Origin of the sequence: Tenggerimyces flavus (assembly GCF_016907715.1) — a bacterium.
GTDB classification, from domain to species: Bacteria; Actinomycetota; Actinomycetes; order Propionibacteriales; family Actinopolymorphaceae; genus Tenggerimyces; species Tenggerimyces flavus.
The window spans coordinates 8,031,755-8,058,261 of record NZ_JAFBCM010000001.1; the positions used below are offsets into that span (position 1 = coordinate 8,031,755).

Annotated in this window: 26 protein-coding genes; 6 read left to right on the forward strand and 20 right to left on the reverse strand. The window is 68.2% G+C overall.

What is annotated here, in order from left to right:
- A complete protein-coding gene (locus JOD67_RS37365; protein WP_205122378.1) occupies nucleotides 1-1,158 on the forward strand; it encodes a glycosyltransferase in 1,158 nt (385 codons plus the stop codon).
- Here the strand turns inward: JOD67_RS37365 and JOD67_RS37370 are convergent.
- The 7 genes from JOD67_RS37370 to fdxA form a co-directional block, all read right to left on the reverse strand.
- The gene (locus JOD67_RS37370; RefSeq protein ID WP_205122379.1) at nucleotides 1,151-1,789 is read right to left on the reverse strand and encodes a class F sortase; all 639 of its coding nucleotides are present in this window, start codon (nucleotides 1,787-1,789) and stop codon (nucleotides 1,151-1,153) included. The two genes, JOD67_RS37365 and JOD67_RS37370, sit on opposite strands and share 8 nt — an antisense overlap.
- The gene (locus tag JOD67_RS37375; RefSeq protein ID WP_205122380.1) at nucleotides 1,786-3,675 is read right to left on the reverse strand and encodes a glycosyltransferase family protein; all 1,890 of its coding nucleotides are present in this window, start codon (nucleotides 3,673-3,675) and stop codon (nucleotides 1,786-1,788) included. Before JOD67_RS37375 ends, JOD67_RS37370 begins: the two co-directional genes overlap by 4 nt.
- Before the next feature lie 139 nt (nucleotides 3,676-3,814).
- Entirely contained in the window at nucleotides 3,815-5,071 is a 1,257-nt protein-coding gene (locus tag JOD67_RS37380; protein ID WP_205122381.1) for an HNH endonuclease signature motif containing protein, read from the reverse strand.
- A gap of 795 nt (nucleotides 5,072-5,866) precedes the next feature.
- A complete protein-coding gene (locus JOD67_RS37385) occupies nucleotides 5,867-6,142 on the reverse strand; it encodes a hypothetical protein (protein ID WP_205122382.1) in 276 nt (91 codons plus the stop codon).
- A gap of 66 nt (nucleotides 6,143-6,208) precedes the next feature.
- On the reverse strand, nucleotides 6,209-7,498 hold the full coding sequence (locus JOD67_RS37390; protein WP_205122383.1) for a citrate synthase: 1,290 nt from the start codon (nucleotides 7,496-7,498) through the stop codon (nucleotides 6,209-6,211).
- Nucleotides 7,499-7,642: 144 nt separating this feature from the next.
- The gene (gene dapC, locus JOD67_RS37395) at nucleotides 7,643-8,731 is read right to left on the reverse strand and encodes a succinyldiaminopimelate transaminase (protein ID WP_205122384.1); all 1,089 of its coding nucleotides are present in this window, start codon (nucleotides 8,729-8,731) and stop codon (nucleotides 7,643-7,645) included.
- Nucleotides 8,732-8,779: 48 nt separating this feature from the next.
- Complete coding sequence (gene fdxA, locus JOD67_RS37400; protein ID WP_205122385.1) at nucleotides 8,780-9,115, reverse strand: ferredoxin; 336 nt, start codon at nucleotides 9,113-9,115, stop codon at nucleotides 8,780-8,782.
- A gap of 121 nt (nucleotides 9,116-9,236) precedes the next feature.
- Here fdxA and JOD67_RS37405 point away from each other — a divergent pair, with 121 nt between their 5' ends.
- Complete coding sequence (locus JOD67_RS37405; protein ID WP_205122386.1) at nucleotides 9,237-10,187, forward strand: GNAT family N-acetyltransferase; 951 nt, start codon at nucleotides 9,237-9,239, stop codon at nucleotides 10,185-10,187.
- A gap of 13 nt (nucleotides 10,188-10,200) precedes the next feature.
- On the opposite strand, the gene JOD67_RS37410 is transcribed toward JOD67_RS37405, so the two are convergent.
- From JOD67_RS37410 to JOD67_RS37435, 6 genes are all read right to left on the reverse strand, one after another.
- Nucleotides 10,201-11,910 carry a VanW family protein gene (locus JOD67_RS37410; protein ID WP_205122387.1) on the reverse strand — a complete coding sequence of 570 codons (1,710 nt, stop codon included), beginning with the start codon at nucleotides 11,908-11,910 and terminating at the stop codon, nucleotides 10,201-10,203.
- Nucleotides 11,911-12,018: 108 nt separating this feature from the next.
- The gene (locus JOD67_RS37415; RefSeq protein ID WP_307782695.1) at nucleotides 12,019-12,552 is read right to left on the reverse strand and encodes a flavin reductase family protein; all 534 of its coding nucleotides are present in this window, start codon (nucleotides 12,550-12,552) and stop codon (nucleotides 12,019-12,021) included.
- Complete coding sequence (locus JOD67_RS37420) at nucleotides 12,533-12,934, reverse strand: DUF6113 family protein (RefSeq protein ID WP_205122388.1); 402 nt, start codon at nucleotides 12,932-12,934, stop codon at nucleotides 12,533-12,535. The genes JOD67_RS37415 and JOD67_RS37420 overlap by 20 nt, the downstream gene beginning before the upstream one ends.
- Before the next feature lie 88 nt (nucleotides 12,935-13,022).
- On the reverse strand, nucleotides 13,023-13,904 hold the full coding sequence (gene mshB, locus JOD67_RS37425; RefSeq protein WP_205122389.1) for an N-acetyl-1-D-myo-inositol-2-amino-2-deoxy-alpha-D-glucopyranoside deacetylase: 882 nt from the start codon (nucleotides 13,902-13,904) through the stop codon (nucleotides 13,023-13,025).
- A gap of 245 nt (nucleotides 13,905-14,149) precedes the next feature.
- Entirely contained in the window at nucleotides 14,150-14,356 is a 207-nt protein-coding gene (locus tag JOD67_RS37430; RefSeq protein WP_205122390.1) for a hypothetical protein, read from the reverse strand.
- Entirely contained in the window at nucleotides 14,353-15,243 is an 891-nt protein-coding gene (locus tag JOD67_RS37435; protein ID WP_239554233.1) for a fatty acid desaturase family protein, read from the reverse strand. Before JOD67_RS37435 ends, JOD67_RS37430 begins: the two co-directional genes overlap by 4 nt.
- A 432-nt stretch (nucleotides 15,244-15,675) precedes the next feature.
- On the opposite strand from JOD67_RS37435, the gene JOD67_RS37440 reads away from it, so the two are divergent.
- Nucleotides 15,676-16,326, forward strand: a complete 651-nt coding sequence (locus JOD67_RS37440) for a TetR/AcrR family transcriptional regulator (RefSeq protein WP_205122392.1) — start codon at nucleotides 15,676-15,678, stop codon at nucleotides 16,324-16,326.
- Nucleotides 16,327-16,513: 187 nt separating this feature from the next.
- Nucleotides 16,514-16,717 carry a cold-shock protein gene (locus JOD67_RS37445; RefSeq protein WP_205122393.1) on the forward strand — a complete coding sequence of 68 codons (204 nt, stop codon included), beginning with the start codon at nucleotides 16,514-16,516 and terminating at the stop codon, nucleotides 16,715-16,717.
- On the opposite strand, the gene JOD67_RS37450 is transcribed toward JOD67_RS37445, so the two are convergent.
- The 7 genes from JOD67_RS37450 to JOD67_RS37480 all read right to left on the reverse strand — a co-directional run bounded on the left by JOD67_RS37450 (nucleotide 16,714) and on the right by JOD67_RS37480 (nucleotide 25,353).
- Entirely contained in the window at nucleotides 16,714-18,801 is a 2,088-nt protein-coding gene (locus JOD67_RS37450) for a S9 family peptidase (protein WP_307782696.1), read from the reverse strand. The genes JOD67_RS37445 and JOD67_RS37450 overlap by 4 nt on opposite strands.
- A gap of 26 nt (nucleotides 18,802-18,827) precedes the next feature.
- On the reverse strand, nucleotides 18,828-20,198 hold the full coding sequence (locus tag JOD67_RS37455; protein ID WP_205122394.1) for an FAD-binding oxidoreductase: 1,371 nt from the start codon (nucleotides 20,196-20,198) through the stop codon (nucleotides 18,828-18,830).
- 241 nt (nucleotides 20,199-20,439) lie between these two features.
- Nucleotides 20,440-22,494: a GxGYxYP domain-containing protein gene (locus tag JOD67_RS37460; RefSeq protein WP_205122395.1), complete on the reverse strand. Its 2,055-nt coding sequence runs from the start codon at nucleotides 22,492-22,494 to the stop codon at nucleotides 20,440-20,442.
- A gap of 88 nt (nucleotides 22,495-22,582) precedes the next feature.
- Entirely contained in the window at nucleotides 22,583-23,722 is a 1,140-nt protein-coding gene (locus tag JOD67_RS42275) for an NUDIX domain-containing protein (protein WP_205122396.1), read from the reverse strand.
- 14 nt (nucleotides 23,723-23,736) lie between these two features.
- Complete coding sequence (locus tag JOD67_RS37470; protein WP_205122397.1) at nucleotides 23,737-24,690, reverse strand: NAD(P)-dependent alcohol dehydrogenase; 954 nt, start codon at nucleotides 24,688-24,690, stop codon at nucleotides 23,737-23,739.
- A 7-nt stretch (nucleotides 24,691-24,697) separates the two neighbouring features.
- Nucleotides 24,698-25,009 (reverse strand): helix-turn-helix transcriptional regulator, encoded by a 312-nt coding sequence (locus JOD67_RS42595; protein WP_372442380.1) that lies wholly within the window; start codon nucleotides 25,007-25,009, stop codon nucleotides 24,698-24,700.
- Complete coding sequence (locus JOD67_RS37480) at nucleotides 24,910-25,353, reverse strand: hypothetical protein (RefSeq protein WP_239554234.1); 444 nt, start codon at nucleotides 25,351-25,353, stop codon at nucleotides 24,910-24,912. Before JOD67_RS37480 ends, JOD67_RS42595 begins: the two co-directional genes overlap by 100 nt.
- A gap of 114 nt (nucleotides 25,354-25,467) precedes the next feature.
- Here JOD67_RS37480 and JOD67_RS37485 point away from each other — a divergent pair, with 114 nt between their 5' ends.
- Together JOD67_RS37485 and JOD67_RS37490 are read left to right on the forward strand one after the other, a co-directional pair.
- Complete coding sequence (locus tag JOD67_RS37485; RefSeq protein WP_205122398.1) at nucleotides 25,468-26,082, forward strand: TetR/AcrR family transcriptional regulator; 615 nt, start codon at nucleotides 25,468-25,470, stop codon at nucleotides 26,080-26,082.
- The gene (locus JOD67_RS37490) at nucleotides 26,079-26,504 is read left to right on the forward strand and encodes a VOC family protein (protein WP_205122399.1); all 426 of its coding nucleotides are present in this window, start codon (nucleotides 26,079-26,081) and stop codon (nucleotides 26,502-26,504) included. The genes JOD67_RS37485 and JOD67_RS37490 overlap by 4 nt, the downstream gene beginning before the upstream one ends.
- The last annotated feature ends 3 nt before the right edge of the window (nucleotides 26,505-26,507 follow it).

Here is a 26,507-nt window from a genome sequence, read left to right on the forward strand (position 1 = left end):
ATGCGCGTGCTGTTGGCCACCACCTCGGGCATGGGGCACTACGTTCCGATGTTGCCGTTCGCCGCTGCCCTTGTGCGGGCCGGGCACGAGGTGCAGGTCGCGGCGCCGCGGTCGTTCGCGGCGGCGGTGGAACGGTCGGGCTATCCGTACTGGCCCTGCGCCGACGTCGATCCGGCGGAGCTCGCGGCGGCACACGCGCGGATGAACGCCGCGCCGCCCGAGCAGCGGAACGCCGCGTTCGTCGAGGTCGCCGCCGACCTCGCGCCGCGGGCGATCCTCCCGGGCATGCTGACCGCGATCGACGCGTACCGCCCGGACCTCGTCCTGCGTGAGGTCGGCGAGCTGGGTTCGGCGATGGCGTCCGAGCTGCGCGGCGGGATCCCGCAGGTCCAGGTGCTGATCGGGCTCGCGAAGTTCGGCACCCTGTTGAGGGACGTGGTCGGTCCGATCCACGGCCGGGCGCGCGTGTGGGCAGGGCTGCCAGCCGAGGGAACGACGTCGGTCCCGTCGGTGTCGCTGCTGCCTCTGTCGTACGAGGAGCCCGGCACGGCCGGCTCCGAGGTGCGGCGGTACGTCGACGCGTCCGTTCTCGATGCCGCGGAGCCGTTGCCGGACTGGTCGAACGGGAACGCGGATCCGTTGGTGTACGTGACGTTCGGGACCGTGTCCGCGTCGGTGCCGCAAGCTGTTGCGACGTTCCGTGCGGTCGTGGAATCCCTTGCCTCGTTGCCGATCCGACTCCTCGCGACCGTGGGCGACGGCGGCGACCCGTCGGCGTTCGACGGGTTGCCGGCGAACGTGCGGGTCGAACGGTTCGTCCCGCAGGCCTCCGTACTGCCGCACGCTGCGGCGATGGTGTGCCACGGCGGGATGGGCACGGTGCTCGGCGGCTTGTCCGCGGGCGTGCCGATGGTGGTCGTACCGCAGTTCGCCGACCAGCCGGACAACGCCGCGCGGGTCGAGGCGCTCGGCGCCGGGCTGCAGGTACGCAACGACCACCTCGACGACCCCGTCGATCCGGCGTGGGTCGCCGAAGCGACGCGGCGCGTGCTCGCCGAGCCGTCGTTCCGGACCGGCGCGGAGAAGCTGCGCGCCGACATCCACGCGCTGCCGCCGGCCGACGAGGCCGTGGCGTTCTTCGAGGAGCTCGCTAGCTGACCAGCTCGGCGTACACGACGATGTTGTCGCGGTAGCCGCCCTCGCGTTCCCAGTCGCCGCCGCAGGTGATGAGCCGCAGTGTGGGGATCGGGGTCGGGCCGTAGACAGCCGCGGTGGGGAACTTGCGCTTCGGGTACGCCTTCACCTGCGCGACGCGGAACTTCACCGTCGACTTGTCGCTCAGCTCGACGCGCACCTCGTCGCCCGGCTGCAGGTCGCGCAGCCGCCAGAACACCGCCGGGCCGGTCTTGGAGTCGACGTGGCCGGCGATCACCGCCGGGCCGGTCGCACCGGGGACCGGGCCGCCGTCGTACCAACCGGCGCGCGCGAACTCCTTCGGCCGCTCGAGTTCGCCCGACTTGTCGAGCTTCAGCGACATCAGCGCGCTGCGCACGCCGATCGCGGGGATCTGGACGGACTGGGGACGTACGCCCGCCAGCTCGACCTTGCCGGCCGGGTCGGAGCCGGTGACCTTGCCCCCTGGCGAGGACGACGGCGTCGGCGCGCCGGCCGTGCTGGTCGCCGGGTTCGCCAGGGTCGCCGCCGGGCTCGGGCCCACGTCGGCCGGCGCTGGCTGGTTGCACGCGCTGAGGAGGAAGAGGGTCACCAGCGCCCCCGCGAGCCACCTCATTTGGGCATCGCGGTGGGGCTCGGCGGGGTGTAGCGGATCTCCAGCACGTTGTATCCGTTCACGACCCGGACCTCCATGCTGGCAGGCCGGTACGTCGGCAACTGCACCTTCAACTCCGAGATGACGGCCTTTGCTCCCTTGGAGTCGGCGCCCTCCGCGTCGACGACCGGCAGGCCGTCGACGGCCGCGATGAGCGCGGACCGGCGGAGGACGTTCGTGCCTTCCTCGCCAGGCTCGGCGGGAAACTGGTAGACGACGAGCTCGTGGGTGCCGGAGAGCAACGCGAGCACGCTGAGCAGCCGCGGGTCGACGCGTGCCTCGCTGAGCGCCGCGCGCGCGTCGCTGTCGAGGTGGAGGCGGACGTTCTTGGTGAGCTCGAGGCCGGCGCGGGCCCTGTTCTGGGCGTCCTTGTCCTGTTCGCGTTCGGCGACCTCCTTGCCCTCCGGCAGGATCCGGCGTACCTCGATCCGCTGCCCGGTGGGGCCGAACCTCGCGTGGGACTGGGAGTTCGAGGTCGCGCTCTTGAGGATCGGCGAGGACATCTGCGGGACCGCGACGAGATATTGATAGCTCTTCCAGTCGCGGGCTTTCGCGAACGTCACAAGGCGTTTCTCGTCGACGCCGCCGACAATGAGGTCGACCCACATCGCGTCGTCGACAATGAGCTTGTCCTTCGGACGTACGTTGCTCGCGATCCAGCTCGTGGCCGCGTACCTCGGCCGCTCCTGGTGCCCGGAGTAGATCGAGACAATCGACTTCGGCCAGAACGCGGCAGCGAGGGCGACGTTGCCGATCAGCAGAAGCACGGCGACGATCGCGATCGGCCGCTGCAGGAACGGCTGCCCCTCCTTCGCACCCGCCCGGATCGCCGCGTCGATGACGCCGGCGACGAGCAGCGCGACGAGCGGAATGACGGCGACGACGTACGTCTCCGGGTGGGCGCCGGGCGCGAACCAGAACGCGACCTCGATCAGCACCCCGACGCTGAACGGGCGGAGCCATCTGAGGCGGAGGCCGGCAATGACGCCGACCGCGCCGAACGCGGGCAGAATCGGATCGAGCCCGATCAGCCGCTGAGCATTGCCGAGCTCTTCGACGTTCCCGTACAGGCTGGTGCTGAGGTTGGCCCAGATGTTGGTCTGCTCGATGCCGGGGAGCGCTTCGCCGTACCGCCAGAGCGCGGCGAGGTAGGCGAGGCCGAGGATGCTGAGGACGATGGCGGAGATGAGTCGCGGGGTGCGGTCCTGGGTCCAGGTGAAGCCGCGCCAGAGCAGCCAGCCGAGGATGGGGAGAAGCACGATGAACGTCGGCTTGGTGACGACGGCGAGCGCGAACGCGACGATCGCGATCGGGTAGGCGAGGCCTTTGGCGAAGCGGACGCTGGCGAACAGGAACGCGATCAGCAGCCACGGAACGGCGAGGTTGTCGAGCAGGACGAGGCGGTGGTACTCGATCGCGAGCGGCGAGATCGCGTAGAAGACGACCGCACCGGTGGCGCCCAGTCTGGTGAGGCCGATGCGTCTTGCGAGGAGCCAGAGCGCGAGGCAGGCGAAGACGTGAGCCGCGACCATCGCCTCCCTACCTGCCGCGATCGCGCTGGTGGCGTGCTGGAACGCGTCGGTCAGGTCGGTCCAAGCAGCGAGCTGCCACCACCCGGCAGAAAGCTCGGCCCAGCTGGCGTTGTAGAGGAGGTGACTCGTGCGTTCGAGGTTGAACGCCTGAGCGACGTGCAGACCCTCACCGATAGTGCTGGTGGGACTACCGATCAGATTGGTGAGCTGGATGATCGCTGCGGCGGGAAGCAGAATCACCAACGCCAGCAGGGATCCAGCCCAGCCGTTCAGCCACGACAAAACCACCTGAACGGGGCGAGGTCGTGGCGACACGTCTCACTGTATCCAGCTGAGGACCATATGGACCCGCCGTTTCTCGCAGCCGAAGTCGTTGTCCAGAAGGGAAATCGGACGTTATAGGAGTCTTCCACGACAAACGCCCCACGCGCGCCGCAGCCACCCGGCCGCCGCTTTAGGCGGCCGGGGTGAGGCGGTGATGGCGAAGTGGTCTTCGCTGAAGGTCGATCCAGTCCGGGGGTAAGAACTCCGGTAATCCATCGAGTGCGATGCGGACCTGCCAGGCGCCTTGGTGGATCAGGCGGTGGTGGTAGCCGCAGAGCAGAACCCCGTTGTCCCGAGTGGTGGGTCCGCCTTTGCTCCACGGGACCACGTGGTGGGCGTGACACCAGCCGGGTGGACGGTCACAGCCGGGGAACGCGCAGCCACCGTCACGGAGTTCGAGCAACCGGCGGAGTTTGCCTTGGAAGAGTCGTTGTTGGGTGTCGGTCAAGAGGCTGACGCGGCCGGGCTGGTCCTCGGGCTTCACGAGGTAGGTGAGGTCGGCCTCACACATCAACTGCTCGACGAGTTTGCGGGACAGTTCGATCCCGGTGTGCAGGGTCCGCCCACCGGTCCGGGTGACGGTGACGACCAACTGGGTGGGGTTCCCGCCGTGGGAGGGCACGAGCTGGTCGGCCAACAGCCGGCGGCAGGCTTCGCCGATTGCGTCGGCGTAGCGCTGTTCGGGGGTACGGGTGTCGCGTCCGTCGGGGCCGGACTGCGGCGCGGCCAACGGGTCGAGGACGAGTTTGAGGCGTTCCCCGACCACCTTCGGCAACCGGCCGGCGACCCGCCAGGTGCCGGTGGTCTCGTCCCAGCCCATCCGGAAGAACCTGTCCCGGTGCGCCCGCGCCTCTTCCCGCTTCAGTTTCTTCTCCAACACGTGGTCGGCGAGGTCGGGGTCGATGTTGTCCAGGACATGGTTGCCGACCGTGTGGAGAGTTTTGGCGTCGAAGGTCTTCGCCTCCTCGGCAAGAGTCGCGTCCACCCGGGCCCGCAGCTCGGGGGTGGAGACCTCCGACGGCAGCAGGTGCACGGTCTTGGAGACGACCCGGGCATGGTCGAGAGAGATCTCCCCCGCTTGTAGAGCCGCGGTCGTGGCGGGAAGGTCGGCATCGAGGTGCCGGGCCAGCTTCACCAGGCCACCCGCCTCCGCGGTGGTCACGTGCAGGAGGCCGGCGACCCACTGCTGGGTGTTCGCCGCACCAGCCGCGACGCCGACGTTGCGAGCGTCGGCTTCGCGGATGAGCTCGACCCGGCGGCCCTGAAGCTGGTTCAGCTGGGTGGCGTTGTCGAGGAGCGCGGTGGTGAGTTCGGAGTCGGTCATCGACCACGCCGACACACCACCAGTAGCGGTGCCGGTGGTGTTCGAGCAGGTGGTCGATTCCATAGCAGAATTCTACCAAGAGAATCGGCTTAATGCCCAACATCGTAAGGGGAATCCCCGACATCACCGCCACCACAAACAACGGCGGGCCCCACAAGCAGCCGCAACACGGCAACAAACCCAAGGCGCAGGCAGGCCTGTCCCGGGGAACTGTTCCGGGGGGCGGAGGCGGCGCGTGAAAATCTGGTGGCCGGGCCGGGGCGAGTCAAGGGCTGCGTAGCAGTCGCGTAGCGACGCTGCCCGACTGCGAAGCCCGTCGCAGCGCCCTTGACGCGCCCCGGACCGGCCACCACACTCGACCGCCGCCACAGCCCGACCAGCTACTCCGCCCAAGCACAGTTGAGCAAAGCAACAGCATGAGCGGGCCCAAAGGGGGCGATGACAAAGGGGATGGGGAGCGGCGCCCAGGGTGGCCTTCGTGAAGGATGAGGACTGCGGCACGAGCGGCGTGGGACTGCCCGGCGTGGAGTGGGAGCGCACCTGGCGGAGCGAAGGGGCGGAGTGATGGCCGCGCGGCGCGCAAGATGGCGAGCCGCGCAAGGTCGCGCGCAGCGCAAGATGACGAGGCACGCAAGATGACGGGCACGCAAGATGACGGGCACGCAAGATGACGGGCACGCAAGATGACGGGCACGCAAGATGACGGGCACGCAAGATGACGGGCACGCGAGGCACAGAGGCGGTGGGTGAAGTGACAGCCCAGTGGGTAAAGCGGCCCGGGTGATCGACGAGGGGTGCGGGGGGTGAGCCCCGCCTGCCAGTCGCCACAACACGGCCAGGACGACTTGATTGTCGAGCTCAACCCGACGAGTGTTCCAGCCAATCCTGATAGTCCTCGAGCATGCTCATCGCACCCATTCGATCCTCACGGTCCAGGTTGTCAGCGGCAAGGATGGCCTCCATGCCCTTCACCAACAGCTCGACGGCCGCGCGGTCATACCCCCGCAACATCGATTTCGAAGGATCGATCAGCAGGACGCCAAACGGCGAGTCCGGCAGCAGAAGCTCCCGAATGCGGACCGCCCGCTCATAGGACAGCCCAGGGATGTCGATGTACCAATAATCGTCGCTCACACACAGACGATCCCACGACAAACGCCCCCTCAAGCGAGGGGGCGTTCGGCGATGATGCGAAAGAAACTACCGCTGAGCGATAGGAACGAACGGGCGCTCCGGCTCACCAATGTAAACCTGGCGCGGCCGACCGATCTTCGTCGCGGGGTCGTTGTTCATCTCCCGCCACTGAGCGATCCACCCAGGCAGCCGGCCAATCGCGAACAGCACCGTGAACATCTTGGTCGGGAAGCCCATCGCCCGATAGATCAACCCCGTATAGAAGTCGACGTTCGGGTACAGCTTCCGCTCCACGAAGTAGTCGTCGTGCAGCGCGACGTCCTCGAGCTTCATCGCGAGCTCGAGCAGCTCGTCCGACTGCCCCAGCCGCTCGAGGATGTTGTCCGCGGTCTTCTTGATGATCGCGGCGCGCGGGTCGTAGTTCTTGTAGACGCGGTGTCCGAAGCCCATGAGGCGGACACCTTTCTCCTTGTTCTTCACCCGCTGCACGAAGTGGTCGACATCGCCGCCGTCGGCCTTGATGCCCTCGAGCATGTCGAGCACGGCGGCGTTCGCGCCACCGTGCAGGGGACCGAACAGAGCCAGTATTCCGGCGGAGATCGAAGCGAAGAGGTTGGCCTGCGACGAGCCGACCAGCCGCACCGTCGACGTCGAGCAGTTCTGCTCGTGGTCGGCGTGCAGAACGAAGAGCAGATCCAGAGCCTCCGCGACGATCGGGTCGACCTCGTACGGCTCGGCCGGCAGACCGAACGTCATCTGGAGGAAGTTCTCGATGTAGCCGAGGGAGTTGTCCGGGTAGAGGAACGGCTGCCCGACGGTCTTCTTGAACGCGTACGCCGCGATCGTCGGCAGCTTCGCGAGCAGCCGTACGGTGGAGATCTCCACCTGCGCGGGGTCGAACGGGTCGAGACTGTCCTGGTAGAACGTCGACAGCGCGCTCACCGCGGAGGAGAGCACGGGCATGGGATGCGCGTCGCGCGGGAAACCGTCGAAGAAGTTCTTCAGATCCTCGTCGAGCAGAGTGTGCCGAGTGACGCGACCGGCGAACTCCTCGTACTGGGTCTGCGTCGGCAATGAGCCGTAGATCAACAAGTAGGAGACTTCGAGGAAGTTGCTCTTCTCGGCGAGCTCGCCGATGGGATAGCCGCGATATCGAAGAATGCCGGCATCACCGTCGATGTAGGTGATGGCCGAGGTACACGAGCCGGTGTTGACGTATCCAGGGTCGAGAGTGACGTGGCCCGTTTCTTTCAGCAGGCTCGTGATCTCGACCCCCGAGGCGCCCTCGGTCGCGGTGACGACCGGTAGCTCGACCTCCCCGCCCGCGTGTTTCAGCGTGAACCGTTGGTCCGTCACGCTCTGTCCTCCGTCCTGCCTAGTCCGGGTCCCAGGGTTGAGGGGTTACCACCCCCAGACACACGCACCGCACTCGTGATGTGGCGGCGTGTCAGGCACCTCTCACACATGCGTACACAACTGATCCGAAGCGATGACAAACCATTACTTCAGGCGTTCCGCTGCCGCGGAGACACGCTCATCGGTTGCCGTGAACGCTACCCGCACATGCTGAATACCCGCCGTGCCGTAAAAGTCACCTGGTGTCACCAGGATGCCTCGTTCCGAACACCACCGTACGGTCTCCCAGCACGGCTCCCCGCGAGTCGCCCACAGGTACAGGCTGCCCTCGGAGTGGTCGATGGCGAATCCCGCCGCTTCGAACGCCTGCCGGAGGGTGGCGCGCCGCCTGGCGTACCGTTCGCGCTGCTCATCGACGTGATGATCATCACTCAGCGCGGCGCGCATCGCTTCCTGTACGGGACGGCCCACCATCATCCCGGCGTGCCGCCGAAGCTCGAGCAGTGACTTCACCACCGACAGATCGCCGGCGACGAACCCGGCCCGGTAGCCGGCGAGGTTGGACCGCTTCGACAGCGAGTGCACGGCGAGGATCCCGTCCAGGCTGCCCCCGTTGACGTCCGGGTGCAGGATCGAGACCGGCTCGGCGTCCCAGCCGAACTCCAGGTAGCACTCGTCGGACACGACCAGCGCGCCTCGTTCGCGACCCCAGGCGACGACCTTCGCGAGATGGTCGGCGGGGAGGATTCGCCCGGTGGGGTTGCCCGGCGAGTTCAGCCAGACGACCTTGACCGGCGCCGGACCGAGCGCCGTCAGCGCGTCGGACGGAACGACGGTGGCGCCGGCGATGAGGCCGCCGACCGCGTACGTGGGGTACGCCGCCTCCGGGATCACCACCACGTCGCCCTTGCCGACGCCGAGCTGGGTCGGCAGCCAGGCGACGAACTCCTTGGCTCCGATCGTCGGCAGGATCGCCTCAGGAGTGAGGCCCTGGGCACCGAACCGCCGCGCGAGGTAGTCGACGACCACCTGGCGGAGGTCGGTCGGCCCCCAGACCGTCGGGTAGCCCGGCGAGTCAGCGGCCTTGGCCAGCGCCTCTTGGACGACCCGCGGAGTGGGATCGATCGGCGTACCGACCGACAGGTCCACGATGCCGCCAGGGTGGGCAGCGGCGCGTTCCTTGTCGGGGATCAGCCTGTCCCAGGGAAAGTCGGGTAGAGGCTCTCGCGCCATGGCCGCCTTCTCGCCAGGTGTGACGAATGTCTCGTGGGAGCGGTGGGGTTACTTGGCCGCTTCGGGGTTGATGTCGGGCGGAAGGGCCGCGATGAACGGGTGGTCCTTGTCGATCACACCAGTCTTGGCAGCACCGCCGGGCGAGCCCAGGTCGTCGAAGAACTCCACGTTCGCGGCGTAGTAGTCCTTCCACTGATCGGGGGTGTCGTCCTCGTAGAAGATCGCCTCGACCGGGCAGACCGGCTCACACGCACCACAGTCGACACACTCGTCGGGGTGGATGTAGAGCATCCGCTTGCCCTCGTAGATGCAGTCGACCGGACACTCGTCGACGCAGGCGCGGTCCTTCAGGTCCACACACGGCTGCGCGATGACGTAGGTCACCAGATCCTCCTGACGTTCGGCTCTCCGGACCTAGTATCCCTGGCGGAGTCCGGATGGCCACACGGAAGGGTCCACATGCCGGTCACCGAGGCTCAGCTGGTGGCCCCATAGGCTCTCCCGCGTGGCATTGTCCCCTGCCGATGTAGGCCAACGGATCGTCGTCCGTAGGAAGCTGGGCGTCGAGAACGGGCGGCAACAGTACGGGGACGTGCTGGGCGTGCTGTCCTCCTACACCGACGGCGTGCTCGTGATCCACCGGCGCGACGGGTCCGACGTGGCGGTTCCCGAGGCCGAGGTCGTGGCCGGCAAGCGCGTCCCTCCCCCGCCGGCGCCGCGGCCGCCGGACAGCGGTGAGGGGCTGGCGCTGGTGTCCGCCGCCGGGTGGCCGGCGGTCGAGACGCAGACGCTCGGCGACTGGCTGCTCCAGGCCGCGAACGGCTTCACCGGGCGCGCCAACTCCGTCGTCCCCGCCGGCGAGCCGGGCGTGCCGCTCGCCTCGGCCCTGACCACCGTGCGCGCGTTCTACGCCGAGCGCGGCCTGCCGCCGCTGATCCAGACCGTCGTCGGCACCTCCCTCGAGGATGCGCTCGAAGCAGCCGGCTGGGTGGTCCGGCCGAGCGGCAAGACCCCGTACTCGTTGGTGGACGTACGCGTGGCCAGGCTCGCCGATGTCGACCTCGAGCAAACAGCCAACGTGGACGTCGACAGCCCGCTCGACGACGACTGGCTGGAGCTATACGGGCGGTCCAGCTCCCCCGAGGCACGACACGTCCTCACCGGAGGCGGCCAAGCCCCCGTTGCCCTTGCCCGGCTGGGAAAACCGCTCCAAGCGATCGGTCGCGGCGTCGTCACCGGCCCCTGGCTGGGCATCGGCGCCGTCGAGGTCGCACAAGACGCAAGACGCCGCGGGCACGGTCTCGCGATCATGGCCGCGCTGATCGCATGGGGCAGCCACCAAGGCGCCCGATGGTCGTACCTCCAGGTCGGCACGGACAACGAGCCCGCCCAAGCCCTGTACGAAAGGCTCGGCTACCGCACCGACCACCAGTACCGCTACTACACGCCAGGCTGACGGCGGGCGAGCGTCAGTCCGGCGGCGGCGGAGTCGGGCTCGGAGAGGGATCGGGCGCCGGAGCCGGGCCGCAGATGATGTTGTTCTCCGGCTTGTAGACCACGTGGTCGTTCTCGTCCTTCTTCTCGACCCCGTTGTGATAAACCCAACGCTTCACGTCCACGTCGAAACCGGACGAACCCGCCTGAGCGACACAGCCTGGCTTGTCGTCGTAGATCCGCTTCGGCGCCGTGAGGTCATACCGGCCGGACGTCTCGGTCTTCACCGTCCAGTACTTCGTGCTCCAGATCCGCACGACCACCGAGCCACGCTTGCCCGGCGCGCTCTTCTTGCGGACGGCCTCGACCAGCGCGCCATACGGCGTGTCGTTCTTGAACCGCATGTCGAGCCGCGGCCAGTAGACCGTCGCCTCGCGGCCCACCGGATAGCGCGAGATGTAGAAGTGGTGCTGGTGGTGCTGGACGTCCTCGTACCCGGCGAAGAAGCCCGCGTTGTACGACGTCGTCGCCATCTGCGACACGCCACCGCCCACGCCCTCGCGGAGCCGGCCGCCCTCGATGACAAAGCCGTCCACGAAGCCGCGCGCACGCGTCCGCTCCCCGACGACCTTGTTCAGCGAGAACGTGTCGCCAGGCTGGAGGATCGTGCCGTTGATCAGCTCAGCGGCCCTGCCCAGGTTGATGTTGCGGTACGCCGCGTGCGGGTAGCGGGTCGTGAACTCGCCCACGACCTCCTTGATCCCGAGCTTCTGGATCGCGGCTGTGGTCAGCTTCGGCTGCTTCGTCACCGTTTTGACGACGGCGATCCGCTCCTCGCCGGACAGGGGCAGCGCCCCAAGAACGGCGGACGCCAACGCGGGCGGCGGAACGGTGTGTCCCAGCTTCTCCGGCACCACCTCCGGCTTGCCACCGGCGAGCCGGATGGACGCGTCGACCGGCTCGATCTCCACGTTCTCGAGCCGAACCTTCAATCCAGCGGCGAGTTTCGCCCCGTCCAGCTTGGGCGTCAACTTGCCCTTGCTATCGGCCACCATCCGCAAGGCCGGCGAGATCTCCTCCGGTTTGACCGAGAACGCCAGCTCCCCCACGCGGACCCGGACCGAGCCCGACATCGCCGGCGTGGCGAACGATTCCAGCGCCTCGTCGACCGACGCCTGCGTCACCTTCGGCTCGGCCGGACCGGCCGTCAGCGTCACCTCACGGGAGGGAACGAACAGCGACGTGCTCAGCCGCGTGGCGGCCAACGTACGGTTCAGCTCCACCCCGGCCTTGGGCTCGGTCACCGAGACCTTGCCGTCCTTGAACGCGATTCCGCCGTCCTGCGCCCGTCCGTCGACCTTCGCGGCCAGCTTCGTCACGGCCGCGTCCAGCTTCGGCTGGTCGACGTCGACGACCGGCATGACCTCGCGCGAGCCGAACAGCGAACGTACCAACGAGATCGGGTCGGACGAACGGCCGGCGAACGCCGCTTCGACCGTCGCCGCGACGTCCAGCCGCAGCCCGGCCGTCGCGGGATCCACCGAGGCGGAGTGCTTCTCGACCGTCACCTTCAGCGGCTGCGCCGCGATCGGTCCGAGCCGTTCGGCCAGCGTCTGCTCGGCGGCGTTCGGAGTCAGCCCACCGATCTCGATGCCCTCGACGGTCGTCCCGCGTGCGACGTGGTCGCTCGCGTACTGGTGCAGCAGGAGGTAGCCGCCGGCGAGCACCAGCACGACGGCGCCCACGGCCAGACCTATGGTCAAACGACGGCGACGGCGCATGGCAGCTCCCAGAATGTGCCCGATTCGTCCCGTGACGCAGGACAGCCAGCCATGCTAGACGTGTACGCAGAGTCAGCGTTCGTCCGTCGTCTCCTGGACGGTCCGGTAACTGCCCTCGTGGTACAGCAAAGCGGGCTCGCTGGACCGCGCGACGTCCAGCGCGACGACCTCGCCGACGACGATCGTGTGGTCGCCGCCGTCGTACGTGGCCCAGGTCCGGCACTCCAGCCAGGCGAGCGCGTCCGACAGCAGCGCCGCGCCCGTACGGCCGCGGTAGTGCGGGTACGAGTCCAGCTGCCCGAGCAACGGCCGCCCGCGGCGCGCCAGGTGCGTGGACACGTCGACCGCGCTCGCGCCGAGCACGGACACGCCCCACTTGCCCGCGCGCAGGATCGCGTCGTGGAACCGCGCGATCTTCTCCACACAGACGAGGACCAGCGGAGGCGTCAGCGAGACCGAGGTGAACGCGCTCGCCGTCATCGCGTGGTCGATGTCGTCCACGCGGGCGGTCACGATCGTGATCCCGGACGCGAACCTGCCCATCGCGGTTCGGAACTGCGCGGTGTCGACGGGCAGGAGCCCGTCGTCAGGAACGCTCTGCAGCACGTCGATCGACCTTACCCGGGTTCGTCAGCGCCCGACCGAAGTTCCAGGCGGCGATGAGCACGCCCACCAGCAGGAAGGCGGTCCCGTACCCGTCGTTGGCCAGGACCACGTCGCCTTCGGGGCGCGGCAGCAGGAACGCCACCACCGGAACAGCCCACGTCAGCACGGGTATGACAGCGCCCAGCGGCCCGAAAAGCTTCCCGCCGGTATAGAACAGGCCGGCCGTGGCCACGAGCGCGAGCACGATCCCGTACGGCACCGACGGCCCCTGCCAGCGCAGGACTTCCCGCCCGATGAACGGACCGGCCGCGCCGACTCCCAGCCCGAGCAGGCCGAAGACGACCAGCCCGACAACCTTGCCCACAACCCGTACCGACTTCACCCACCGAGCCGGGGTTGGCGGGGTGGTTACGACGTCGGCAAGCCCCGGTTGGGTGGGTGAAGTGGGCTGGGTTTCCACGGCCGGGGGCTCAGGCCACGCCGGCGAACAGGTCGGCCTCGGCGCCCGTCGACGGGTGGAGCGGCCCCCGCGTGCCGCGGGCGAGCCGGTAGACCTCGAGGCCGAACGCCCGCTTGCCGAGGTTGTTCGACAGCGCGTAGTACGGCCACTCGACGCTGATCTGCGTGGCGTGCGCGAGCATCGCCGCGCGCTTGGCGTCGGCGTGGTCCTCGGCGTCGATCTTCGCCGCGATCAGCTCGTCCGGCGTCAGCAGCTCCGGCATCTCCTCGGTCACGTCGAACGGGATCTCCTTGCCCGCCGCGCGCAACGACTCCACGCCCTCGCGGGCGATCTTCTCCGAGGTGGCGGTCCAGTAGAGCTTGGGGATGTCCCAGGCCTCGCCGAGCTCCGGCTTGTACGAGACCACGCCGGCCAGCGCCTGGGCGTACGTCGCGACCCGGTGGGCCTGGATGTGGTCGGGGTGCCCGTAGTTGCCGTACTCGTCGTACGTCACGAGCACCTGCGGTCGCCGGTCGCGGATCACGGCGACGAGGTGGTCGGAGGCCTCTCGCAGGTCGGCGCGCCAGAAGCAGTCGGGCCGCTCGTTCGGCGGCGTACCGATCATGCCGGAGTCGCGGTAGCGGCCGGCGCCGCCGAGGTACTGGTAGTCGGTCACGCCGAGCGCGGACATCGCCGCCGCGAGCTCCTTCTCCCGGTGCGCGCCGAGCCCGTCCTCCTGGTCGGCCGCGAGGTGGGCGAGCTCGGGCGTGATGATCTCGCCCTCTTCGCCGCGTGTGCAGGTCACGAGCGTGACCTGGGCACCCTCGGCGACGTACTTCGCCATCGTCGCGCCGTTGTTGATCGACTCGTCGTCGGGATGCGCGTGTACGAACAGGATGCGTCGATCGGCCATGGTCCCAACCCTACGGACCAGCCCCCCGAACGAGCGGGCACCCACCCGGACCCGGCCACGCCGAGCTGCGGGCCGCCCTAGCCTCGGGAATTCGTGAGCTGGGTGGGCTGCGTGTTGTCGCCTTACCCGGCCAGTGGTCCCTCTACCTGGCGTCCACCCCACGTAAAGGGGCCAATGATCATGTAAACATGATCATTGGCCCCGGGCCGGACCGGTCGAAGCAACCGCAGGACGAAAGATCGGGCCTACGGCCAGCGGTACTCCCAGGTCTTCCGCGGCGGCTCGCCGTCCGGCGGGGTCTCCGGCGGGACGACGTCGATGGTCAGCTTGCAGTCGCCCTGGGCGTCGACCCGGTGCGAGATGTGGATGACCGAGGCACCGCCGGTGTGCAGAGCGCTGACGAGCGCGGGGAGCTCCGCGTGGAGCTCCTCCGCGCACGCTTCCAAGCTCACGTCGAGGTCCCCGCCGCGGGACGAAGGACGGCGCCGACGGAGTGCAGGTGGCGCAGGACCTCTTGGTACGAACGGAACAAGCCCACCTCGGCGTAGCTGATCCGGTGGTCCGCACAGAACTGCTGCACGAGCACCTGGGCGCGGCGCAGGTTGGGCATCGGCATCGTCGGGAAGAGGTGGTGCTCGATCTGGTAGTTCAGGCCGCCGAGCGCGTGGTCGACGAACCATCCGCCGCGTACGTTCCGCGACGTCAGGACCTGCTTGCGCAGGAAGTCCATGCGCCCTTCCACCATGGGCATTCCCTTGTGGTTCGGGGCGAACGAGCTTCCCATGTAGAAGCCGAAGACCGCCTCCTGCATCAGGAAGAACACCAGCGCCTTCACCGGCGACATCGTCGCGAGCAGGATCGCCGCGTAGCCGACCAGGCGCCCACCCAGCAGCAGCGCTTCGACCTTCTTCCACTTGACCTCGGGCGACCACAACGCCCGGACACTCTGGAAGTGCAGCTGCAGACCTTCCAACAGGAGCAGGGGAAAGAAGAGGAACGCCTGCCACGCGGCCAGCGCGCGAGACGCCCAGCCCGTACGTTCCGCCGCCTGGTCCGCGCTCCACGCGATGACACCGACGCCCACGTCGGGGTCCTCGTCGACGTGGTTGGGGTTGGCGTGGTGGCGGGTGTGCTTGCCCATCCACCAGCCGTAGCTCAGGCCGACGCCGAAGTTGCCCAGCGCGAGTCCGGCGTACTGCGCACCGCGCTTGGTACGGAAGACCTGGCGGTGACCGATGTCGTGGGCCAGGAACGCCATTTGGGTGAACACGATGCCGAGTCCCGCGGCGATCAGGAGCTGCAACCAGGAGTCCCCGATGACCACCAGCAGCGCGATCATGCCGCCGAGAATGGCCATGGTGATTCCGAACCGGGTCGCGAAATGACCGCTGCGCCGATTCAACAGACCGGCCGCGCGGATGCGTTCGGTCAGCTTCGCGTAGTCGCTACCGCGAGAAAAATCACCTTCATCTGTGGGTCTTTCGGCAACGAGTTCAGACATGAAGCCACCCTGTCGTAGGTCGGTGGGGCAACTCGGAAGCGGTTGCTTGCGAGTCCGCGGGGTCTCGGCGTGGGCGAAGGCCGGACGTTCCTGGTCGTCACCAGCCCTACGGCTTGGACACCAGTCAACGCGGGGAATACCGCTCTGTCAATGTCGTAGGCCTACAGTGAAGACCTACGGCAGATTGTCTGCCAGAGCTGAGGACGATCTGTGGCCAGCGCGACCACCACTGCCGGAACCGGAGGCAGGCGGCAAGGAATTACCCGCACGATGATTTTCGAGACAGCGTTGGAAATCATCGATCGGGACGGTGTCGACGGTCTTTCGATCCGCCGGTTGGGGAAGGCCCTGCACCGCGATCCGATGGTCCTGTACCGGTACGTACCGCACAAGACCGACCTCCTCGACGGCATCGCCGAAGAGGTGTTGTCCCAGCTCAGGGTGGACACGACCGCCGGTGACTGGATGTCCCAGCTGCGTGTGGTCGCCCACGACTTCCGGCGGCTCGCCCTGGCCCACCCGCACGTCGTTCCGCTGCTGGTCACACGGCCTTTGTCCACCCCGCTGGCACTTCGGCCGTTGGGGACGTTGCGGCCGCTGGAGGCGATCCTCACGCTGCTGACCCGCGCCGAGTTCGCCCCGGCCGAAGCACTCGACATCTACCGCTCGTTCTTCGGCTTCCTGCACGGCCACGTTCTCACCGAGCTGCAGGAGGTCGTCGAGCAGCCGGACGAGACCGACGACGTGCTCCGGCTCGGGCTGCACCGGCTGCCGCTGCGGGAGTTCCCGCTGATGCGGGGCCTCGCGCCGGAGCTGGCGAGCTACGACGGGGCCGCCGAACTGGAGCGGGGACTCGACATCCTGTTGGCCGGGCTTCAGGCGAATTTACGCCCGCATGGCGGGAGCATCGACGAATCGTGACGGATGGGCTACCCTCATGTCTCGTAGTCGTCTGCTCTGTGTGACGTACTCGATTCTTCGAGTCCGCGGGCCAGTAAGGCTCGCGGATTTTGCTTTTCTTCCTGAGAAGAGCGGAGTGCCGCTCACGACGAACAAGCGGCTAGACGCTCACGCGGTGTGAGCGCCGACTTCATTTGTGAGGAAGAAAATGGCTCAAGGCACGGTCAAGTGGTTCAACGCCGACAAGGGTTTCGGCTTCATCACGGTTGACGATGGCGGCAAGGACGTCTTCGTTCACTACAGCGAGATCCAGAGCGGGGGCTTCAAGAGCCTCGAAGAGAACCAGCGCGTGCAGTTCGAGATCGTTCAGGGACCGAAGGGGCCGCAGGCCTCCGCCGTCACCGTCATCTAGGACCTCAAAGCGCTCCGCAGGAATTCCACCTGCAGGAGAAGTAGGTTCTCAGCGACCACCTCCTGAGGCGTCATGTGAGTGACTCCTGTCAGGGGGAGCACGGTATGCGGGCGGCCGGCGGCAAGCAAGGCAGAGGAAAGCCGCAGTGTGTGCGCGGCAACCACGTTGTCGTCGGCCAACCCGTGAATCAACAACAGCGGTCGCTTCAGCCCGGGCGCGAGCGAGCTGAGACTGTTGCGCTCGTAGACCTCCGGCTGCTCGTCGGGGTGTCCGAGATAGCGCTCGGTGTACGCGGTGTCGTACAGTCGCCAATCCGTCACCGGCGCCCCAGCGATCGCGGCGTGGAACACGTCCGGTCGCTTCAGCACTGCCAACGCGGCGAGATACCCGCCGTACGACCAACCCCGGATCGCGACGCGCGAGGTGTCGACGTCGTCCGGGTACGCGGCAGCGATCTGCGCGACCGCCTCCACCTGGTCGTCGAGCGTGCCCACGAAGTCGTCGTGCACCAGGTGCTCCCAGGCCGGACCCCGGTTCGGCGTCCCACGCCCGTCCGCGACCACGACGCAGAAGCCCTGGTCCGCAAGCCATTGCGGCGTCAGGAACAGAGCCCGTGACGCGCGGACTCGAGCGCCGTGCGGGCCACCGTACGGGTCGAGCAGGATCGGCAACCGCGCCGACCCCGGCGTGTGGTCGCGCGGGAACAGCACACCCGTCCGCAGCGCACGATCCCCCAGCTCGAGCAGCGTGACGTTCGGCGCGAACGGCGGAAGCTCTTGCAGGGAAGCGATCCCGCCGACGTGCTCGCCGTTGCGAAGCACCTGAGTCGTGACGCCGTCATGCTCCAAGCCCGCCGAAGAAAGCACCAGCAGCTCGCTGCCAGCGGATGCGGCGTGCAGCCCGATCTCCGTTGTCTGGAAGACGATCGAGCCGTCGAAGCCGACCACGACGACGTGCTGCTCGGTCGGCTCGCCCGTCGCCGACACCACCACGCCGGAGTCGGTCACCGCGAGCACGCTGTCGACCTGCAGCCCCGGCAGCGTGACGTACGTGTCGTCGAACGCCAGTCGCCGCGTGTCGGCCTCGAGGTCGTCGCGCAGCATCACCAGCCGGCCGTCCGGCAGCCAGCGCGGCGTCGCCGCCACGATCTCGATCCAGAACTCCGAGTGGTCCTCGTGCACCAGCGTCGTCGCGCCGGACTCGACGTCGATCGACAACACCTGCGCCGTGCGGCCGTCCCGGCTGAGCACGCGGATCAGCGGCGGGCCGTACGAGGTCCAGCTGGCCGCCATGACGTACGGGAACGCCGCCCGGTCCCAGCTGACCTCGAACCGCGCCCCGTCCAGGCCGAGCAGCCACAGCGTGACGTCGGCGTTCGGCGTCCCCGCGGCGGGGTAGCGCGTCGGGATCGGCTGCCGGTCGGGGTTCGCCGGGTCGGCGATGTGCCAGACCTGGACTGGCTCGTTGTCGGCCCGTTCAGCCAGCACGCCCGAGCTGTCCGGGGCCCACCAGGTGCCGACGAACCGGTGCAGCTCCTCGCCCGCGACGAACTCCGCGAGCCCCCAGGTGACGGTCTCGGACTCCGGCGCCGCGAGCACCCGCTCGGCCGCGGTCTTGATCTCGATCACGCGGAGCGCGCCGTCGGAGACGTACGCGACGTACTGGCCGTCGGGCGACAGCCGCGGGTCGAGCACGGCGCCCGTCGCGGGCAGCTCCCCCACCTCGCCGTCGTCCAGGTCCGCGATCCACAACCGCGACGACAGGGCGAACGCCGCGATCCGGGCGGACGCGTCGGTCGTGTACGCAACGATGCCGGAAGCGGCCGTCCGGGATCGCTCCCGACGCGCCCGCTCCTCCTGCGACAGCTCCTCCTCGCCGGTCGCGAGCAGCCTGGCCGGGTTCGCGATCAGGCGTTCCTCGCCGGTGGCCACGTCGTACGACCACAGCTGCGTGGCGCGCTCGGTGCCGGACGGGGTCCGCAGGAACGCGATGCGGCTCCCGTCCGGCGCGACGGTGAAGGACTGCGGCGCGCCCAGCTTGAAGCCCATCGTGCGGGCGGCCAGGCGAGGGAAGGAGATCGTCACGAGTCCTGATGCTAGGGCAAACGTCCCTAGGGCTTGAGGTTCTGGTTCAGGTGGAAGAGGTTGTCCGGGTCGTACTTCCGCTTGATCTCGACCAGGCGGCCGTAGTTGCCCTTGTAGTTCGCGGCGACGCGGTCCTCGTCGTCGCCGGACATGAAGTTGACGTAGCCCCCGTCCTCGGAGTGCGGCGCCGTCGCGGCGTAGTAGTCGCGCACCCATTGGATGTTCGCCTCGTTGTCGGCCGGGTCCGGCCACATGCCGGCGATGTTCGTCGCGTAGCTCGCGTCCCGGTACGCGAAGGCGGTCGAGTCGGCCGCGACGCGGTGGCACGCGCCGTTGATCGGGTAGATGTGCATGGTCGCGCTGACGGCCGGCACCTTCGGCCCGTACTCGAGGTGACCCTCGATCGCCTCGTCGGTGAGCTCGGTGTTGAAGTTCGCCTTCCAGTAGTGCTGCAAACCGGGCGGCAGCAGCGCGTCGAACGCGCTGTTGAGTGCCGGGTACGGCATCGGCCCGACGTGCTCGGCGACGAGCGACCCGATGTCGCGGAACGGCCGGAACGCCTTCTCGCCCTCGTCGAGCGGACCCGCCCAACACGCCACGACCAGCGCGAACGTCTCACCGTGGCGGTTCTCCGGAATGAACGGCAACGGCGGCGCGATCTGGAACGCCGGGAATCCGCCGAGCTGCTCCGGCGCCTCGGCGATGTACTCGCGGAACGTCCGCAGCATGTCGCCCGCGCGATCGAGCTCGAAGAACATCGGCCCGCCGTAGATGTCCTTGACCGGACTCAGCCGGAACTCCAACGAGGTCGCGACCCCGAAGTTGCCACCACCGCCGCGGAGCGCCCAGAACAGATCGTCGTTCTCCTTCTCGCTGGCGATGACCAGCCGGCCGTCCGCCGTGACGATGTCGGCCGAGATCAGGTTGTCGCAGGACAGCCCCAATCCCCTTGCCAGGTAGCCGATACCGCCACCCAGCGTCAGGCCGGCAACACCGGTGGTGGAGATGATGCCGCCGGTGGTCGCGAGCCCGTACGGGTAGGTCATCGCGTTGAAGTCGCCCCACGTCGCGCCACCGCCGACGCGCGCGGTCTGCGTGTGCGGATCGACCCGGCCGCCGCGCATCGCGGACAGGTCGAGCACCACACCGCCGTCGACGGTGCCGAACCCGGGCACACTGTGCGAACCACCACGGACAGCGAGGTCGAAGTCGTTGTCGCGGGCGAAGTCGACCGTGGCCATGACGTCGCCCACGTTGACGCAACGCACGACGACGCGGGGCCGCCGGTCGATCATCGCGTTGTAGACCGTACGTGCCTCGTCGTACCCCGGATCGTCGGCGGTGATCACCACGCCGCGAACGCTCTCGCGCAACTGCTCGATGGTGGGTTTGGCCATGACGCGCTCCACTCCCGTCGCCCTGCCGCCGGACGTGAAGCACAAACCCCCGCCAAACCTCCAACGGAGGCTGGGCGACTATCCCTTGTCGAGCCCGCCACGCTACGCCGATGCGACAGCGACCGAGGACGATTGCGGATTTCGTCGTCCCCGGCCGCTCGCTGCCCCTATTGGATGAAGGGCACCTTCATCCAAACCTATTGGATGAAGGTGCCCTTCATCTAAGGCACTCGGGCGTGGGCTAGGAGACTCCGGCCTGCTTCATCAGGTCGAAGTAGTGGTCACCGCGGACCGGAACGGCCTGCGGGCCGAGCTGGTCGGCGACCCACTTCAGGTCGGTCGGCGTCAGGTCCCAAGCCGGCACCCCCACCGCGATGAACAGCGGCGAATTCCCATCCCAGGCTGCGATCTGAGCCTTGATCGCGTTCGCCATCTCGGTGCGGTTCACGAACGCCAGCTGCCGCGACACCGGCAGGCCGCCGACCATCGACGTGTCGCTCTGCGTGAACCACATGTTGAACACCGCGCCCTTCAGACCGAGCGCCGTACGGTAGGCCGCGCCGTCCTCGGGTCGCATCGTCGAACGGTCGTCCAGCGCGTACATCACCGACAAGCCGGGCTTGGTGAAGTACCGCGGCTTCGACGACGCGAGGAACGACTGCAGATGATCGGCCGGCCACAGCGACGGGAAGAAGTACCCGGGCCCGCTCGGCCCCGCCACCAGCAGGTCGTTCTTCGTGGCCGTCGCCTGGTACGTCGCCCACATGTCCGGCGCCGCGTCGACCACCAGCGGGCTGACCGACCAGTTCAGCGGCACCTTGCCGCGGTCCGGGTTGTCCCAGATCCGGCGCATGTGGTGCTGCACGTACTGCAGGTTGTCGCCCTCGCTCAACGTGAACGTGACGTACGCCTTGTTCTGCAACGGCGGCGGCGCGACCACCTTCTGCGCACGGATCGGGGAGCGCACGCCGCCGTGCACGGACGCGTTCTCGAGGAAGTCCGCCGCGAGCACGTAGATGCCGTGCCGCGACGCCATCCGTACACCGTTGAACTCGTCGGTGAACCAGCCGAGGTACGGCGTCCCCTTCTCCACCGAGGCGAAGATCTGGTCGAGCAGCGCCTGCTCCTCGGGGTTGTCGTTCGACTGCAGCCAGAACGGCATCGCGCCGATCGCCAGCGCGTAGTCGCGCAGCGGCAACGACTCCGGCTCCTTGTCGTCCGACGACACCGGCGGCCGGACCTTCGACGCGGAAACCACGTACTGGTTGAACATGTCGACCGACACCGTGAACTTCGTCGCCCCTGCCGGCGGCACGAACCGGTAGACCCAGTAGCCCGTCCCGTCAGCGAACCGGTGCGCACCCTCTGGCTCGGTGCTCGGCTTGAACGCGGACCGGCTGCGGTCCGTCAGCGCGGCGCGCTCCTCCGGCGTCCCGACCTCGAACTCCTGCACCACCTGGTCGTTCGCCTTGACCGTCACCTTGTGCACCGCGGGTCCCCAACCGTCGGCGGGGAACGCGTCGGTGAAGCGCAGGTAGACCGCCTCGCCGCCGAGGTAGGAGGTGAGGTCGAGCTCGTGCACCGCGCGGTTCGAGCCGTTGCGGATCTGCTCGTCCTCGCGGATCAGCTCGACGAAGTCCTTGAAGTTGTCCGCGGGCACCGTCACGCTGCGGCCGGGGCTGATCCCGACCAGCGCCTTGTGCGTCGTCTGCGGCCAGAGGTGTTCGAACTGCCACGCCGTCGCCTCGAGGCCGGTCTCGAAGTCGCCGCGATAGTCGTCGATCACCGCGAGGTTGTACGGCGCGGCGGTCAGCTTCGCGGCGAGCTGCGGGCTCGCGACGACGCCGCCGCGGATCCCCGCCAGCGTGGTCGCGACGTTGATCGTCTCCGGCACCGCGGGGTCGTAGATCACGATGCCGTTCGTGCGCGGCAGGTACTTCTTGATCAGCTGCCACGGGTCGGCGTACGTGCGGTACGGCACGTCGGTGTCGTCCAGCCAGGTACGGCTGCCCTCGGCCGGCTGGTCGTGGATCACGTAGATCTGCGGGCGTTCTCGGTTGATCAGGCCCTGCAACGTACGCAGCAGGATCTGGACGTCGACGGCGGTGGACTGCCCGTTCGTCAGCGCGACATCAAGGTGTCGAGCCTTCGCGAACGTCGGAAGCTCTTGCCCTGCGGGCCATTGCACTCCGGACGGGTCGGCAGCGGACGCCGAACCGGTCGGGGCGACGAGGCCAACCACGAGTGTCGCGGCGGCCAACAACATGACGGGGATGCGACGTGGGAACGATGCCATGCAGCCGAATCTCAGGGTGGCGCATGGTACGCGTCAAGGCGTGTGTCCGGTATCAGAGGTGTCACCAAGCTGCCGTGGCAACATGGTGTCAGAGCGCCGCGCGGATCTCCGCTGTCCGAATCTCCAATCGGGCAAGGCGTTCCTCGGTCAGCCGCACCTCGGTGCCGTCGATGAGCCGCTGCATGCCCTCGTCGCCGCGTGCCGCGCCGGCACGGATGCGCTCGAGCGCGCGGTTCATCCGGATCGGTGCGGCTTCGAGCAGTTCTTCCGCGGTGAAACGGCCATACGCCTCGGCGAGGACGTGCAGCCGGCGGGCCGCCTCGCCCTGCTTCGCGTCGTACGGTGCGACGAAGCTCCACGCGGCGAACGCGACGTCGTCGATCGGCTTGCCTGGACCGGCGACGTCCCAGTCGAGAACGCCGTGGAGCCGCGGCGGATCGGTCTCGGTCGCTACGACGTTGTAAGGGGCGAGGTCGTTGTGGCAGACGAGTTCGTCCGGTCCGATCGGGCGGGCGCCGGACCGCCACACCGGACTCTCGGGACGGAACGTCCTGACGGCCTCGTGGTACGTCGCCAACCACCGGCCGACGTCGGCGAGCAGCTCGTCGGCGTCCGCCCATGGTGGGCGGCCGTTCCCGGTGGTACGGCCGGGAAGCAGCTCGAGGATCTCGCGGCCGCGGGCGTCGATGCCGTGGACCCGTGGGATGCCTGTCACGTTCTCCGCGGCGAGATGGGCGAGCAGCGCGTGGATCGTCGGCGTCCACGGCCCGACCGGCCGCCGGACGGTGTCGCCGATCCGCACCGCGCCGCCGACCTGCCCGCCGGCCAGCTGGTCGCCGTCGAGCAGGCTGTCGGCGAGCTCGGTGATCAGCGGGCGGTCGGCGGGCAGCCAGTCGACCTCGTCGAGCTGCTCGGGCTGAAGCCAGCGCAGCTGGTCGTGCTCGGGTCCGGGTGCCGGCTCTTTCGATTCCGGCGCCAGGTGGGCGTGGTAGGCGCGGAGTACGTACCGGTCGCCGATGGGGACGTCCGGTCCGAGCCGTTCACCGGCGATGATCGCGCAGCCGAGCTCCTCGCGGCACTCGCGCACGAGCGCGGCTCGTTCGTCCTCACCGGGCTCGACCTTGCCGCCGGGCAGCTCCCACCCGCCGGCCACCTCGGCGGGCGTGCTCCGGCGGCAGGCCAACAGCTCCCCCGCCCGGACGATCGCGGCACCCACGACGATCTGCACGGTCTTGGAGTCTTCTAGATGGTGACGACTACCTTGCCGCGGGGGTGGCCGGTGCGCATGTGGCGAATCGCGTCGGCGGCCTCGGTGAGCGGGTACGTGCGGTCGATGACCGGCGTGACCTTGCCGGCCTCGATCAGCTCGCGGAGCTCGTCGAGGTCTTCCGCCTTCTCGGTCGAGAGCATCCCGCGCAGCTGCTGTCCGACGAACAGCGACAGCAACGGCGCGCGCAGCATGGCCTTGCCGATGCCACCGGTCCACTTGGCGCCCGTCTCGGCACCGACGATGACGAGAATCCCCTTGGGAGCAAGGGCTTTGCGGAGGCGTCCGAGCGTGCGGTTGCCGCCGGTGTCGATGATGAGGTCGTACGGGCCGGTGAAGTCCTCGCGCGTGTAGTCGACGACCTCGTCCGCGCCGATCGCCCGGACGTGGTCGACGCTCTCCGTGCGGCAGACGCCGGTCACGCGGGCGCCGGCCGCCTTGGCGAGCTGGACGGCGAACGTTCCGACGCCGCCGGACGCGCCGATCACCAACACCCGTTGGCCTGGCTGGATGCCGCGGGTCGCCTGCAGGGCGGTGCCGCCGGAGATCGGGACGACGGCCGCCTGCTCGAACGTGAGGTTGGCCGGCTTTCGTGCCGCCAGCTTCGCCTTGACGGTGACGTACTCGGCGAACGAGCCCTCGCACGTTCCATAGATCTCGTCGCCTGGTTGGAAGCCGGCCACGTTCGGGCCGACCGCCTCGACGACGCCGGCGACCTCGCGGCCGCGGACGCGGTCCTTCGGTCCCTTGAAACCGATGCCGAGCCGCACGAGGTACGGGCGCCCGGCCATGAAGTGCCACACGCCCTGCTCGACGCCGGCCGCGCGCACCTGGACGAGCAGCTCCCCCTCACCAGCCGTCGGCGTCGGGATATCGGCGAACTCGAGCACGCCGGCCTCTCCGTACCGGTCTTGCACGATTGCCTTCATGACGTACTCATTTCTCCGGGTACTGGAACACGGCGTCGAGCGTCGCGTCGAAGACCCGGGCGATCTGGAATGCCATCTCCAGCGAGGGCGAGTAGCGGCCCTGCTCGATGGCGATGACGGTCTGGCGAGTCACGCCGATGCGTTCGGCCAACTCCGCTTGGGTCATTTCCCCGTTCGCGAAGCGGAGGGCACGGATCGAGTTCGTGACTTTGGTGGGCTTCACCACGGCTGGAAGCCCCTGCGGTAGGCGAAGATCCTGGCCACGGAGCCGAGCACCGCGGAGAGCACGAAGCAGACGTAGACGGCGTTCGCGATCCAGAAGTAGTCGAGCTCGAGCATCGCCATCAGCAGCGCGGCGACTCCGCCGATCACGACGAACGACTGGCCGATCGCGTCCCCGAACCGGGTGATCTCCCGGTCGCGCTGGTCCTTCTTCGTCCCGTCCCTGCCCGCGGCCATGGAGACGATGATCTCGAGCACGATCGCGGCGATGATCGCCCCGACGATCGTCCAGACCAGCGGCCAGACGTACGTGACGTCGGTCAGGCTCCGGCCGTCCGCGCGGGACAGCACGGTCACGACGTAGAACGCGAAACCGACCGTCGAGACCACCACCATGATCCACGCCCGCTTCTCTTCGTGCGCCATCACTCCTGCTTCCATGTCAAAGATTGTTGACATGCTCGAATGTAAAGCAGCGCGGACATGATGTCAAACGTTCTTTACTTCCCGAGATTACGCTTGACGCATCGTTCGTCTTTCCTAACACTGTTCGGTATGGCGATCAGTGATTGGCAGGCGAAGCGGCGTTCGGCGGCGCGGCAGGAGATCGTCGACGCGGCGTGGTCGCTGGCCCGTGAGCATGGGCTCGCCGGGCTCAGCCTGCGCGACGTAGCCCGACACGTGGGCATGGCGGCGCCGAGCCTGTACTCGTACTTCGACTCCAAGAACGCCTTGTTCGACGCGATGTTCGCCGACGGCAACCGCGCGATCCTCGCCATGGAGTGGCCGAAGGCCGGCAAGGACGTTCGCGGCACGCTCCGCAACACGATCGGCTTCTTCGTTCGCCAGGCGGTCGCCGATCCCGTCCGCCACCAACTCCTGGCCGAGCGCACCATCCCCGGCTTCGCCCCGTCGGAGGAGTCGTACGCACTCGCCGGGCAGGTCTACGGCCTCCTCACCCGGCCGCTCGAGGAGGTCGCCAACCCCAGCCAGGACGACCTCGACCTGATCACGACCGTGATCACAGGCCTGATCAACCAGCACCTCGCGAACGACCCCGGCGGATCGCGATGGGTACGCCTGATCGACGACGCCGCCGACCTGCTCGTGCCCCGACTCGAGGCACGCGCGAAACCCACCACCCGACGCAGAAGGCAGGCAATGTCATGACGATCGCACCACCACAGCTGCACCATCTCGCCCTCACCGTCCGCGATCTCGACGCCGCGATCGACTGGTACGGAAAGGTGTTCGGGCTCGCGCACTTCATGGACGTTCCACACGAAGGCGGCATCGGCGTCGGGCTCGCCGACCCGAAGCTGGAGTGCGTCATCGTCCTGCACCGGCACGACGACACCCCCGACGAACCGTTCCACGAGACCCGCACCGGACTTGACCACGTCGGCCTGCGCGTCGCCACCCGCGACGACCTGGTCGCCTGGCAGGACCACCTGGAGAGTAACGGCGTCGTACGCACCACAAGGGCTGACCGTCCGCTCACCCAGTCGCCGATCGCCGACGAGCCGTACGGCTCCGTGCTCGTCTTCCGCGATCCCGACAACATCCAGCTCGAGCTCATCGCCTTGGAGTAAGCC